A 13,865-nucleotide genomic window follows, 5' to 3' on the forward strand; every position below is an offset into this window, starting at 1 on the left:
CCCCTGTTATCACTCAATAAAAACAGGGATTTAAATCACTTTTCGTCATTTCCTGACGATGATAATGTCTGTGCCCTTTCCAACCGCTCTTGCTTAACGTCTCACAACGAGTGAACAGACCATGCTGGTTAGCCAATACAACCAAATCCTCGTAGTCATCTCCTTTGTTGTTGCCATTCTTGCCGCCTATACCGCGCTGAATATGGCTGCGCGCGTTGCCGGAAGCCAGGGCGTCGCTGCACGCGTCTGGCTGACAGGTGGCGGTGTTTCGATAAGGATTGGCGTGTGGGCGATGCATTTCATCGGTATGCTGGCGATGGATCTTTCCATGAGCATGAGTTACAACGCGGCCCTGACCGTGCTTTCGATGGTTATCGCCATTAGCTCGTCAATGTTTGCCCTGTGGCTCGTTAGCGGCGAGCAGCTACGTTTGCGCCGGCTGCTGCCTGGCGCCGTCGTGATGGGAACGGGCATTGTTGCCATGCACTACACCGGTATGGCTGCCCTGGAGGTCACACCGGGTATTGTCTGGGATAAAACGTGGGTGGCTATCTCTGTGGTCATAGCCCTTGCCGCTTCACTGGCCGCCCTTTGGCTGACGTTCCGTTTACGTCAGGAAGCCGCACGAATGGCGTTGATGCGGCTGGGGGCGGCGATCACCATGGGCATCGCTATCGCTGGCATGCATTACGCCGGCATGGAAGCAGCACAATTTCCAATGTCGACGATGGTCCACCATCATGGCATTAACGGGAGCTGGCTGGCGATACTGGTTAGCGTGGTCGCGCTCGCTATTCTGGGGATTACGCTGCTGGTGTCGATGTTCGATGCCCGCCTTCAGGCTCGTACCTCGCTGCTGGCCTCATCACTGGCAGAAGCTAATCGTGAACTCGCACAGCTGGCGTTACATGATACGCTGACGCGATTACCCAATCGTATTCTGCTTGAGGATCGCCTCGATCAGGCCATCAGCAAGGCCGATCGCGAAGGAAGCCCTTTCGCGCTGATGTTTATGGATCTTGATGGCTTTAAAACCGTCAACGATGCCTATGGTCATGATGTCGGTGACAAGCTTCTGGTTGCGGTGACTCAGCGTTTGCTGTTGCAGTTGAAAGGTCAGTATACGCTGGCGCGTATCGGTGGGGATGAATTCGTCCTGCTGGCCGAAACCGCCACTCCGGATGATGCTGCCTCACTGGCAAATTCACTGGTGCGCGTCATTGATAGCCCGTTCCATCTCGATCCTTATGAACTGATGGTCACCCTGAGCATTGGCATTGCGCTCTATCCACACGATGGCAAAACCGATCGTGAACTGATGTTTAACGCTGATGCTGCGATGTACCACACGAAACATATGGGTCGTAACGGCTATCACTTCTTCCAGCCGTCAATGAATACGCTGGCGCAGACGCATCTTCATCTGATGAATGATCTGTGGCAAGCCATCGACCGTAATGAGTTACGCCTGCTTTATCAACCTAAATTCCACGCTCCTGCCGGGCCAGTCCTCGGGTTCGAAGCGCTGTTACGCTGGCAGCATCCCAAACAGGGGTTACTCTCCCCTGACCTGTTTCTACCGCTGGCAGAGAAAACGGGGCTGATTATTCCGATTGGAAACTGGGTAATCGACGAGGCCTGCCGCCAGCTGCATGAATGGCATCTTCAGGGCCACACGGACTGGTCAATGGCGGTGAATCTTTCTACATTGCAGTTCGAACAGCCGTCGGTGGTTAAAACAGTTCTCGATTGTCTGACGCGCCATAGCGTACCGCCCGGCATGTTGATCCTGGAGGTGACCGAAACCACGGCAATGAACAATCCGGACGAAAGCGTTCGTGTCCTGACAGCGCTGACGGATGCGGGAGTAAAAGCCTCGATAGACGATTTTGGCACCGGTTACTCAAGCCTTCTGTATCTTAAGCGACTCCCCGCCTGCGAGTTGAAAATCGATCGTGCTTTTGTGAAAGAGTTAAGTGGTGAGAGCGAAGATGCGACGATTGTCTCGGCGATTGTCGCCCTGGCAAAAACGCTGAATCTGAAGGTCGTGGCGGAAGGGGTCGAAACCGCAGCGCAGCAAACCTTTCTGACAGAACTGGGATGCAATACGCTACAGGGTTACCTGCTGGGCAAACCGATTACCGCGCAAGCTATTATGGAACAGTGCCAGCACGGGGAGATGTCGCCACCCCGGACGCGGTCATGAGGCTGTATCGTAAACCACTGGTGCCACTCGGGTGATATTTAGTGTCGCCAGAATATTATCCACCAGCGCCGGTGCTTGTTTGTACAGATTAAAATTGTTGCTATCCATTAACCAGTTTTTAATGACACCGCTAAAAAAGGCGTGGAAAACAATCAGCGCCAGTTCAATATTGGTTTGCGAAGAGATAACGTTACGAGCAATGCATCGCTTTAGCGTCTTGCGAAGATAATCATCGTTTAAACCGATCCGCTTGCGTATTTCACATTCTGAAATCACATCGTCATGAAATTCACACTTATGATACAAAATTTGTAAAAGCGCATATTGCCGCGGCTCGCTCGCAATATATTGTAGTGCGACAATAAATTGTTCACGAAGCATTAACAAAGGGTCGTCATTTTCGGAAAGTATTAACCTGTCACGAATCATCTCACGCATCGGCAATTGCTGATCCCATATTGCATTAAATATTTCCGCTTTACTCGAGAAATGCCAGTAAACCGCCCCGCGAGTGAGTTGAGCAGCATCGGCGATGTCGGTAAGCGTGGTGCTGGACACGCCACGCGTCGCGAATAGCCCGATAGCGGCTTCAATCAGCTGCTGGCGGGTCTTTTGAGCCTCTTCTTTTTTTTTGCGCACCATAACCTGCTACTCATTACTCATAAAATTGATACGTTATCAAAGGATATTGCCGTGGTCGTGTAGTCAAAGTATTAACCAAAACCCGTGTTAATTTTGCACAAAAAAAGTCAATTCATTTAATTTATAATTCACGTGAATAAATCGAATACATAAAATTCATAAAATATATGAATAGCATTCACCGAAAACATTTCGTTGATTATCCTGACAGAAAAAGAATACCGAATGCACTGTGTCAGATTCCGATTTTTACTTTTAAAAGCTCCATCAGCACTTATAAATTAAAAAACATTAAACACCCTCATTATTATACGCGGCTACATTTCTATTTTTGCCTCACACCCTTTCACCGATTCATGGCAAATATCGGCTCAAGGGTAGTTTAAGGAACAGTAATGACGAATCACTTCAGATGCTTACCCTTATCCGGTTTCATTGTCTGTGCCGCGCTGCTCACCGGGTGCGATGGGCAAGAAAACCCACAGCAGCATGCGCAAGCTCCTCAGGTCAGTGTTCATATTGTTAAAAGCGCGCCACTGGCCGTAACGACAGAATTGCCCGGCAGAACTGACGCGTATCGTGTTGCGGAGGTTCGTCCTCAGGTAAGTGGTATCATTCTGCACCGTAATTTTACCGAAGGCAGCGACGTTAAAGCGGGTGAATCCCTTTATCAAATCGATCCGGCCACCTATCAGGCAGCCTACGACAATGCGAAAGGTGAACTGGTAAAAGCACAGGCGGCGGCGAATATCGCCCATCTGACGGTGAAACGTTACGTTCCGCTGGTTGGTACGCAATATGTGAGCAAGCAGGAGTACGATCAGGCGGTGGCAACTGCCCAGCAGGCGGATGCGAGCGTGGTTGCCGCGAAGGCTGGCGTTGAAAGCGCGCGGATCAACCTGGCCTATACGAAAGTCACATCCCCAATCAACGGGCGTATAGGTAAATCCAGCGTCACCGAAGGGGCGTTAGTCACTAATGGCCAGGCAACTGCACTGGCGACGGTTCAGCAACTCGATCCCATTTATGTCGATGTGACGCAATCCAGCAGCGATTTTATGCGCCTGAAGCAGCAGACGAGCCTGCAAAAGGGAGACACCAGCAGCGTCGAGTTGCTGATGGAAAATGGCCAGCCTTATCCGCTGAAAGGAACGCTCCAGTTCTCTGATGTCACGGTAGATGAAAGTACCGGCTCAATCACCCTTCGCGCCCTCTTCCCTAACCCACAGCATATGCTGTTACCGGGTATGTTTGTCCGTGCGCGCATCGATGAAGGTACGCAACCTGATGCCATACTGGTTCCCCAGCAGGGGGTAACCCGTACACCACGCGGAGATGCCACCGTGCTTGTGGTAAATGAGAAAAACCAGGTGGAATCACGCACTGTCGTTGCACCGCAGGCGATTGGCGATCGCTGGCTGATCACGGAAGGCCTCAAAAACGGCGACCGCGTCATTATCAGCGGCCTGCAAAAAGTTCGCCCTGGCGTCACCGTCGTGGCTATTCCTGATACCGCAGCGACTCCAGCCAGTTAAGGAATAACGACATGGCTAATTTCTTTATTCAACGGCCTGTTTTCGCCTGGGTACTCGCCATCATTCTGATGATTGCGGGCGGGCTGGCCATTTTAAAACTACCGGTCGCGCAATATCCGACCATTGCGCCGCCGGCGGTTGCGGTGACAGCAACCTACCCGGGCGCTGATGCCCAGACGGTACAGGACACCGTCACTCAGGTTATCGAACAGAACATGAACGGTATCGATAATTTGATGTACATGTCGTCCACCAGTGATTCCGCTGGTAACGTCACCATTACGCTGACGTTCGAGTCGGGTACAGATCCTGATATTGCGCAGGTGCAGGTTCAGAACAAACTCCAGCTCGCCATGCCGCTGCTGCCACAAGAAGTGCAGCAGCAGGGGATCGGCGTGGAGAAATCCAGCAGCAGCTTCCTGCTGGTTGCAGGCTTTGTGTCGGACAATAAAAACCTCACGCAGGATGATATCTCCGACTATGTCGCTTCTAACGTAAAAGATGCGATCAGCCGTACTTCCGGCGTCGGTGACGTGCAGCTGTTCGGTGCCCAGTATGCAATGCGCATCTGGCTGGACAGCAACGCGATGAACAAATATCAGCTCACGCCGCTGGATATCATTAACCAGCTAAAAACGCAGAACGACCAGATTGCTGCGGGCCAGTTGGGCGGTACACCGTCCGTACCTGGGCAGCAACTGAACGCCTCAATTATTGCTCAAACGCGTCTGAAATCGCCGGAGGAGTTTGGTCGTGTGACGCTGAAGGTGAACCAGGACGGTTCGATGGTCCAGCTGAAAGATGTGGCCCGCATTGAGCTGGGTGGCGAAAACTACAATATGGTCACCAAAATCAATGGCCAGGCAGCAACGGGGCTGGGGATCAAGCTGGCGACTGGCGCAAACGCGCTGGATACCGCTGCCGCCATCAAGAGTAAACTGGCGCAGTTGCAGCCCTTCTTCCCTCAGGGCCTGAAAGTCGTGTATCCGTACGACACCACACCTTTCGTGAAGATCTCAATCCATGAAGTGGTGAAGACGCTGTTTGAAGCGATTGTCCTCGTGTTCCTGGTGATGTACCTGTTCCTGCAAAACCTGCGGGCAACGCTTATTCCCACTATCGCCGTGCCAGTGGTATTACTGGGCACCTTTGCGGTACTGGCTGCGTTCGGGTTCTCCATTAACACCCTGACGATGTTCGGGATGGTATTGGCGATAGGTCTGCTCGTCGATGACGCCATCGTTGTGGTCGAGAACGTAGAACGCGTCATGGTTGAGGACAAGCTGCCGCCAAAAGAGGCAACGCAGAAGTCGATGGAGCAAATCCAGGGCGCCCTGGTGGGCATTGCCATGGTGCTTTCGGCGGTATTTATCCCGATGGCATTCTTTGGTGGTTCAACCGGGGCTATCTATCGCCAGTTCTCGCTGACCATTGTCTCCGCGATGGCCTTGTCGGTACTGGTGGCGTTGATATTAACGCCTGCTCTTTGTGCAACGCTGCTCAAACCGGTTTCCAGCGAACATCATGAAAAGAAAGGTGGTTTCTTCGGCTGGTTTAACGCGCTCTTTGATAAAAGTGTGGAGCATTACAGCAACAGCGTGAGCGGCATTTTACGTAAGACCGGCCGCTATCTGCTGGTTTACGTCATCATCGTCGGCGGCATGGCAGTTCTGTTCCTGCGCCTGCCTTCCTCCTTCCTGCCGGAAGAGGATCAGGGGGTATTTATGACGATGGTTCAGTTGCCGGCAGGGGCGACGCAGATGCGTACCCAGCAGGTACTCGATCAGGTTCAGGATTATTACCTGACGAAAGAGAAAGCGAACGTTGAATCGGTCTTTACCGTAAACGGGTTTAGCTTTAGCGGACAGGGGCAGAACTCCGGTATCGCTTTCGTCAGCCTGAAGCCATGGGAAGAACGTCCGGGCAAGGAAAACGGCGTTGAGGCGATTGTCAGCCGCGCGACGAAAGCGTTCAGCCAGATCAAAGACGGTCTTGTATTTCCGTTTAACCTGCCTGCCATTATTGAACTGGGTACCGCAACAGGCTTTGACTTTGAATTGATTGACCAGGCAAACCTGGGGCATACGCAGTTAACCCAGGCGCGTAACCAGCTGCTAGGCATGGTGAGAGAACATCCTGACTTACTGGTTCGCGTGCGTCCTAATGGACTGGAAGATACGCCACAGTTCAAGCTGGACGTCGATCAGGAGAAGGCACAGGCGCTGGGTGTGAGCGTGTCTGACGTCAATCAGACGATTTCAACAGCGCTGGGTGGCACCTATGTGAACGACTTTATCGATCACGGACGGGTGAAAAAAGTTTATGTCCAGGCTGATGCTCGCTTCCGTATGCTACCAGGAGACATTAACGGCCTGTATGTGCGTAGCGCTAACGGCGAAATGGTGCCTTTCTCTGCCTTTAGCAGCTCTCACTGGGTGTACGGTTCACCGCGTCTGGAACGTTACAATGGGATGCCGTCAATGGAGATCCTCGGTGAGTCTGCCCCTGGCAAAAGTACCGGTGAGGCAATGGCGTTGATGGAAAGCCTTGCGTCAAAACTGCCTTCCGGCATCGGCTACGACTGGACGGGGATGTCTTATCAGGAACGACTTTCCGGGAATCAGGCTCCGGCGCTGTACGCCATCTCACTGATTGTGGTGTTCCTGTGTCTGGCGGCCCTCTATGAAAGTTGGTCAATTCCCTTCTCGGTCATGCTGGTTGTGCCGCTGGGGGTGATCGGCGCGCTTCTGGCTGCATCAATGCGAGGGCTGAACAATGACGTTTACTTCCAGGTTGGTCTGCTTACGACAATTGGTTTATCAGCCAAGAACGCCATACTGATCGTTGAGTTCGCCAAGGATCTCATGGATAAAGAAGGCAAAGGGATTATCGAAGCCACGCTTGAAGCCTCGCGTATGCGTCTGCGTCCTATCCTGATGACTTCTCTGGCATTCATCCTTGGTGTTATGCCTCTGGTCATCAGCAGCGGTGCTGGTAGTGGGGCACAAAATGCGGTCGGGACGGGCGTGATGGGCGGGATGCTGTCAGCCACCCTGTTGGCCATTTTCTTTGTTCCTGTTTTCTTTGTGGTTGTCCGGAGACGGTTTACAAAGCACAAGGATTAATGAAAATCATAAAGGCACCTCTGGTGCCTTTTTTATTTCCTGAAAACAATGTAAAAACACATCCCCTCTTCACATTTCCTCCATTAATAATCAGTGCCCGCGCTTTTTTCTTCATAATTTTTACAATCCACACAAATTGAGATTATTCCCCGTGCTGCATGGTATTAGTGCGGTGGTAAAATAATCATCAGTTCGTTAATTGCTGTATCGGCTCTTTAGCGAATAAGCGATCATATTGAGGTAACATCATGAAAAGATTCCTTTCCGTTGCACTTCTCGCTGCGCTGCTTGCTGGTTGCGCGCACGACTCTCCATGTGTACCGGTATACGACGATCAGGGGCGACTGGTTCACACCAATACCTGTATGAAGGGCACTACCCAGGATAACTGGGAAACAGCAGGTGCGATTGCTGGTGGCGCCGCGGCAATCGCTGGCCTGACACTCGGTATTGTCGCCCTGACTAAATAAGGCTTCTAAAAGCGCGGCCATCGCCGCGCTTTTATTTTTCCCTGATATAAGGAACATATATTCCTCATCACGAATAGCATCAGATATTAATTAAATTCAATACGCTACCTTACTCCCCGCTATACCCCATACCTGTACATAACATTTAATTGATTTAACGCTGCTGCGAGCCAGCATAATGCATTCCACAACTTCAGTTTCAGTAGGGTAAAACGCTTTAATACGTCCGTAAGGTATTAATGGCGACAGCAGGAATATCGAATGAGCGAATTGGTTTGGCTGGAGCGATAACGCAAAAAGGCCATCCTTTCGGATGGCCTTTCTACTTGTTTGATGTCTGGCAGTTCCCTACTCTCACATGGGGAGACCCCACACTACCATCGGCGCTACGGCGTTTCACTTCTGAGTTCGGCATGGGGTCAGGTGGGACCACCGCGCTAAAGCCGCCAGACAAATTCTTTTACTTCTTGCCGAACTTTAACCTAAGTATAAAGTGGTGCTGATACCCAGAGTCGAACTGGGGACCTCACCCTTACCAAGGGTGCGCTCTACCAACTGAGCCATATCAGCACGCTAAATTTGATGCCTGGCAGTTCCCTACTCTCACATGGGGAGACCCCACACTACCATCGGCGCTACGGCGTTTCACTTCTGAGTTCGGCATGGGGTCAGGTGGGACCACCGCGCTACAGCCGCCAGGCAAATTCTGTTAATCTGTATCAGGCTGAAAATCTTCTGTCTCTTCGCCAAAACACCTTCGGCGTTGTAAGGTTAAGCCTCACGGTTCATTAGTATCGGTTAGCTCAACGCATCGCTGCGCTTACACACCCGACCTATCAACGTCGTCGTCTTCAACGTTCCTTCAGGAGACTTAAAGTCTCAGGGAGAACTCATCTCGGGGCAAGTTTCGTGCTTAGATGCTTTCAGCACTTATCTCTTCCGCATTTAGCTACCGGGCAGTGCCATTGGCATGACAACCCGAACACCAGTGATGCGTCCACTCCGGTCCTCTCGTACTAGGAGCAGCCCCCCTCAATTCTCCAGCGCCCACGGCAGATAGGGACCGAACTGTCTCACGACGTTCTAAACCCAGCTCGCGTACCACTTTAAATGGCGAACAGCCATACCCTTGGGACCTACTTCAGCCCCAGGATGTGATGAGCCGACATCGAGGTGCCAAACACCGCCGTCGATATGAACTCTTGGGCGGTATCAGCCTGTTATCCCCGGAGTACCTTTTATCCGTTGAGCGATGGCCCTTCCATTCAGAACCACCGGATCACTATGACCTGCTTTCGCACCTGCTCGCGCCGTCACGCTCGCAGTCAAGCTGGCTTATGCCATTGCACTAACCTCCTGATGTCCGACCAGGATTAGCCAACCTTCGTGCTCCTCCGTTACTCTTTGGGAGGAGACCGCCCCAGTCAAACTACCCACCAGACACTGTCCGCAACCCGGATTACGGGTCCACGTTAGAACACCAGCCATTAAAGGGTGGTATTTCAAGGTTGGCTCCACGCAGACTGGCGTCCACGCTTCAAAGCCTCCCACCTATCCTACACATCAAGGACCAGTGTTCAGTGTCAAGCTATAGTAAAGGTTCACGGGGTCTTTCCGTCTTGCCGCGGGTACACTGCATCTTCACAGCGAGTTCAATTTCACTGAGTCTCGGGTGGAGACAGCCTGGCCATCATTACGCCATTCGTGCAGGTCGGAACTTACCCGACAAGGAATTTCGCTACCTTAGGACCGTTATAGTTACGGCCGCCGTTTACCGGGGCTTCGATCAAGAGCTTCGCGTTGCCGCTAACCCCATCAATTAACCTTCCGGCACCGGGCAGGCGTCACACCGTATACGTCCACTTTCGTGTTTGCACAGTGCTGTGTTTTTAATAAACAGTTGCAGCCAGCTGGTATCTTCGACTGATTTCAGCTCCGCCCGCAGGGGCTTCACCTACATATCAGCGTGCCTTCTCCCGAAGTTACGGCACCATTTTGCCTAGTTCCTTCACCCGAGTTCTCTCAAGCGCCTTGGTATTCTCTACCTGACCACCTGTGTCGGTTTGGGGTACGATTTCGTGTTACCTGATGCTTAGAGGCTTTTCCTGGAAGCAGGGCATTTATCACTTCAGCACCGTAGTGCCTCGTCATCACACCTCAGCGTTAACAAGGAACCGGATTTACCTGGAACCTCCGCCTACATGCTTAAACCGGGACAACCGTCGCCCGGCTGACATAGCCTTCTCCGTCCCCCCTTCGCAGTAACACCAAGTACAGGAATATTAACCTGTTTCCCATCGACTACGCCTTTCGGCCTCGCCTTAGGGGTCGACTCACCCTGCCCCGATTAACGTTGGACAGGAACCCTTGGTCTTCCGGCGAGCGGGCTTTTCACCCGCTTTATCGTTACTTATGTCAGCATTCGCACTTCTGATACCTCCAGCATGCCTCACAGCACACCTTCAACGGCTTACAGAACGCTCCCCTACCCAACAACGCATAAGCGTCGCTGCCGCAGCTTCGGTGCATGGTTTAGCCCCGTTACATCTTCCGCGCAGGCCGACTCGACCAGTGAGCTATTACGCTTTCTTTAAATGATGGCTGCTTCTAAGCCAACATCCTGGCTGTCTGTGCCTTCCCACATCGTTTCCCACTTAACCATGACTTTGGGACCTTAGCTGGCGGTCTGGGTTGTTTCCCTCTTCACGACGGACGTTAGCACCCGCCGTGTGTCTCCCGTGATAACATTCTTCGGTATTCGTAGTTTGCATCGGGTTGGTAAGCCGGGATGGCCCCCTAGCCGAAACAGTGCTCTACCCCCGAAGATGAGTTCACGAGGCGCTACCTAAATAGCTTTCGGGGAGAACCAGCTATCTCCCGGTTTGATTGGCCTTTCACCCCCAGCCACAGGTCATCCGCTAATTTTTCAACATTAGTCGGTTCGGTCCTCCAGTTAGTGTTACCCAACCTTCAACCTGCCCATGGCTAGATCACCGGGTTTCGGGTCTATACCCTGCAACTTAACGCCCAGTTAAGACTCGGTTTCCCTTCGGCTCCCCTATACGGTTAACCTTGCTACAGAATATAAGTCGCTGACCCATTATACAAAAGGTACGCAGTCACCCCATAAAGAGGCTCCCACTGCTTGTACGTACACGGTTTCAGGTTCTTTTTCACTCCCCTCGCCGGGGTTCTTTTCGCCTTTCCCTCACGGTACTGGTTCACTATCGGTCAGTCAGGAGTATTTAGCCTTGGAGGATGGTCCCCCCATATTCAGACAGGATACCACGTGTCCCGCCCTACTCTTCGAGTTCACAGCAAGTGTGCTTTCGTGTACGGGACTATCACCCTGTACCGTCGGACTTTCCAGACCGTTCCACTAACACACAAGCTGATTCAGACTCCGGGCTGCTCCCCGTTCGCTCGCCGCTACTGGGGGAATCTCGGTTGATTTCTTTTCCTCGGGGTACTTAGATGTTTCAGTTCCCCCGGTTCGCCTCGTTAACCTATGTATTCAGTTAACGATAGTGCAACGGATTGCACTGGGTTTCCCCATTCGGACATCGCCGGGTCAAGGGTTCATATCACCTCGCCGGCGCTTTTCGCAGATTAGCACGTCCTTCATCGCCTCTGACTGCCAGGGCATCCACCGTGTACGCTTAGTCGCTTAACCTCACAACCCGAAGATGTTTCACTTCTGATTGCGAAAATTTGAGAGACTCGAACACACATGAGCTGTGTGTCGTTTCAATTTTCAGCTTGATCCAGATTTTTAAAGAGCAAATATCTCAAACATGACTCGCAAGTCAGTTTTGAGATATTAAGGCAGGTGACTTTCACTCACGAACCAGCAAGTGGCGTCCCCTAGGGGATTCGAACCCCTGTTACCGCCGTGAAAGGGCGGTGTCCTGGGCCTCTAGACGAAGGGGACGTACAGTCTCAATCGCAAGACGCCTTGCTATTTACTTTTCATCAGACAATCTGTGTGGACACTACAAAGGCAGGTTCTTTAAGGTAAGGAGGTGATCCAACCGCAGGTTCCCCTACGGTTACCTTGTTACGACTTCACCCCAGTCATGAATCACAAAGTGGTAAGCGCCCTCCCGAAGGTTAAGCTACCTACTTCTTTTGCAACCCACTCCCATGGTGTGACGGGCGGTGTGTACAAGGCCCGGGAACGTATTCACCGTGGCATTCTGATCCACGATTACTAGCGATTCCGACTTCATGGAGTCGAGTTGCAGACTCCAATCCGGACTACGACGCACTTTATGAGGTCCGCTTGCTCTCGCGAGGTCGCTTCTCTTTGTATGCGCCATTGTAGCACGTGTGTAGCCCTACTCGTAAGGGCCATGATGACTTGACGTCATCCCCACCTTCCTCCAGTTTATCACTGGCAGTCTCCTTTGAGTTCCCGGCCGGACCGCTGGCAACAAAGGATAAGGGTTGCGCTCGTTGCGGGACTTAACCCAACATTTCACAACACGAGCTGACGACAGCCATGCAGCACCTGTCTCAGAGTTCCCGAAGGCACCAAAGCATCTCTGCTAAGTTCTCTGGATGTCAAGAGTAGGTAAGGTTCTTCGCGTTGCATCGAATTAAACCACATGCTCCACCGCTTGTGCGGGCCCCCGTCAATTCATTTGAGTTTTAACCTTGCGGCCGTACTCCCCAGGCGGTCGACTTAACGCGTTAGCTCCGGAAGCCACGCCTCAAGGGCACAACCTCCAAGTCGACATCGTTTACGGCGTGGACTACCAGGGTATCTAATCCTGTTTGCTCCCCACGCTTTCGCACCTGAGCGTCAGTCTTTGTCCAGGGGGCCGCCTTCGCCACCGGTATTCCTCCAGATCTCTACGCATTTCACCGCTACACCTGGAATTCTACCCCCCTCTACAAGACTCTAGCCTGCCAGTTTCGAATGCAGTTCCCAGGTTGAGCCCGGGGATTTCACATCCGACTTGACAGACCGCCTGCGTGCGCTTTACGCCCAGTAATTCCGATTAACGCTTGCACCCTCCGTATTACCGCGGCTGCTGGCACGGAGTTAGCCGGTGCTTCTTCTGCGGGTAACGTCAATCGACAAGGTTATTAACCTTATCGCCTTCCTCCCCGCTGAAAGTACTTTACAACCCGAAGGCCTTCTTCATACACGCGGCATGGCTGCATCAGGCTTGCGCCCATTGTGCAATATTCCCCACTGCTGCCTCCCGTAGGAGTCTGGACCGTGTCTCAGTTCCAGTGTGGCTGGTCATCCTCTCAGACCAGCTAGGGATCGTCGCCTAGGTGAGCCGTTACCCCACCTACTAGCTAATCCCATCTGGGCACATCCGATGGCAAGAGGCCCGAAGGTCCCCCTCTTTGGTCTTGCGACGTTATGCGGTATTAGCTACCGTTTCCAGTAGTTATCCCCCTCCATCAGGCAGTTTCCCAGACATTACTCACCCGTCCGCCACTCGTCAGCAAAGCAGCAAGCTGCTTCCTGTTACCGTTCGACTTGCATGTGTTAGGCCTGCCGCCAGCGTTCAATCTGAGCCATGATCAAACTCTTCAATTTAAGTTTGATGCTCGTGAATTAAACTTCGTAATGAATTACGTATGTTCACTCAGAGACTTGGTATTCATTTAGTGTCCGAAGACATTAAGAATCCATGTCACTTTGAGTGCCCACACAGATTGTCTGATAAATTGTTAAAGAGCAGTGCAACGCGGCTTTCGCTCACCGTTGCGAGGTGGCGTATATTACGCTTTCCTCTTTCAGAGTCAACCCGTTATTTCAGGATTTTTTCTCTTCAACCGACCGGGTTATCTGTGAAGTGATTCACATCTGCCGTGTCGATGGAGGCGCATTATAGGGATCCCAGTTTTTAGCACAAGTATTTTTTAG

The 13,865-nt window shown here is 52.1% G+C and carries 5 protein-coding genes, 2 tRNA genes and 4 rRNA genes; 4 read left to right on the forward strand and 7 right to left on the reverse strand.

The annotated features are described in order from the left end of the window. The first annotated feature begins 121 nt into the window (after positions 1–121). The gene (locus RS584_RS20920) at positions 122–2,206 is read left to right on the forward strand and encodes a putative bifunctional diguanylate cyclase/phosphodiesterase (protein WP_315748582.1); all 2,085 of its coding nucleotides are present in this window, start codon (positions 122–124) and stop codon (positions 2,204–2,206) included. Here RS584_RS20920 and envR read toward each other — a convergent pair. After that, the gene (gene envR, locus RS584_RS20925) at positions 2,201–2,848 is read right to left on the reverse strand and encodes an acrEF/envCD operon transcriptional regulator (protein WP_023295515.1); all 648 of its coding nucleotides are present in this window, start codon (positions 2,846–2,848) and stop codon (positions 2,201–2,203) included. The genes RS584_RS20920 and envR overlap by 6 nt on opposite strands. A gap of 395 nt (positions 2,849–3,243) precedes the next feature. Between envR and RS584_RS20930 the strand changes: the two genes are divergently transcribed. The 3 genes from RS584_RS20930 to RS584_RS20940 all read left to right on the forward strand — a co-directional run bounded on the left by RS584_RS20930 (position 3,244) and on the right by RS584_RS20940 (position 7,978). Then, complete coding sequence (locus tag RS584_RS20930; RefSeq protein ID WP_015572026.1) at positions 3,244–4,383, forward strand: efflux RND transporter periplasmic adaptor subunit; 1,140 nt, start codon at positions 3,244–3,246, stop codon at positions 4,381–4,383. An 11-nt stretch (positions 4,384–4,394) separates the two neighbouring features. Then, positions 4,395–7,508, forward strand: a complete 3,114-nt coding sequence (locus RS584_RS20935) for an efflux RND transporter permease subunit (RefSeq protein WP_193042653.1) — start codon at positions 4,395–4,397, stop codon at positions 7,506–7,508. A 248-nt stretch (positions 7,509–7,756) separates the two neighbouring features. Then, positions 7,757–7,978 (forward strand): lipoprotein, encoded by a 222-nt coding sequence (locus tag RS584_RS20940; protein WP_003860364.1) that lies wholly within the window; start codon positions 7,757–7,759, stop codon positions 7,976–7,978. Between the two features lie 335 nt (positions 7,979–8,313). On the opposite strand, the gene rrf (RS584_RS20945) is transcribed toward RS584_RS20940, so the two are convergent. The 6 genes from rrf (RS584_RS20945) to RS584_RS20970 all read right to left on the reverse strand — a co-directional run bounded on the left by rrf (RS584_RS20945) (position 8,314) and on the right by RS584_RS20970 (position 13,535). Beyond that, positions 8,314–8,429, reverse strand: a 5S ribosomal RNA gene (gene rrf / locus RS584_RS20945). Positions 8,430–8,472: 43 nt separating this feature from the next. Next, positions 8,473–8,548, reverse strand: a tRNA-Thr gene (locus RS584_RS20950). Positions 8,549–8,562: 14 nt separating this feature from the next. Continuing rightward, positions 8,563–8,678, reverse strand: a 5S ribosomal RNA gene (gene rrf / locus RS584_RS20955). A 67-nt stretch (positions 8,679–8,745) separates the two neighbouring features. After that, a 23S ribosomal RNA gene (locus RS584_RS20960) occupies positions 8,746–11,651 on the reverse strand. 182 nt (positions 11,652–11,833) lie between these two features. After that, a tRNA-Glu gene (locus RS584_RS20965) sits at positions 11,834–11,909 on the reverse strand. 84 nt (positions 11,910–11,993) lie between these two features. After that, positions 11,994–13,535: ribosomal RNA gene (locus RS584_RS20970) — 16S ribosomal RNA — on the reverse strand. The 16S, 23S and 5S rRNA genes sit together here with 2 tRNA genes alongside, the layout of an rRNA operon. Positions 13,536–13,865 lie beyond the last annotated feature (330 nt).

The sequence above is a fragment of the Enterobacter sp. DTU_2021_1002640_1_SI_PRY_ASU_LCPMC_013 genome (assembly GCF_032389435.1).
Classification (GTDB): Bacteria; Pseudomonadota; Gammaproteobacteria; order Enterobacterales; family Enterobacteriaceae; genus Enterobacter; species Enterobacter hormaechei_C.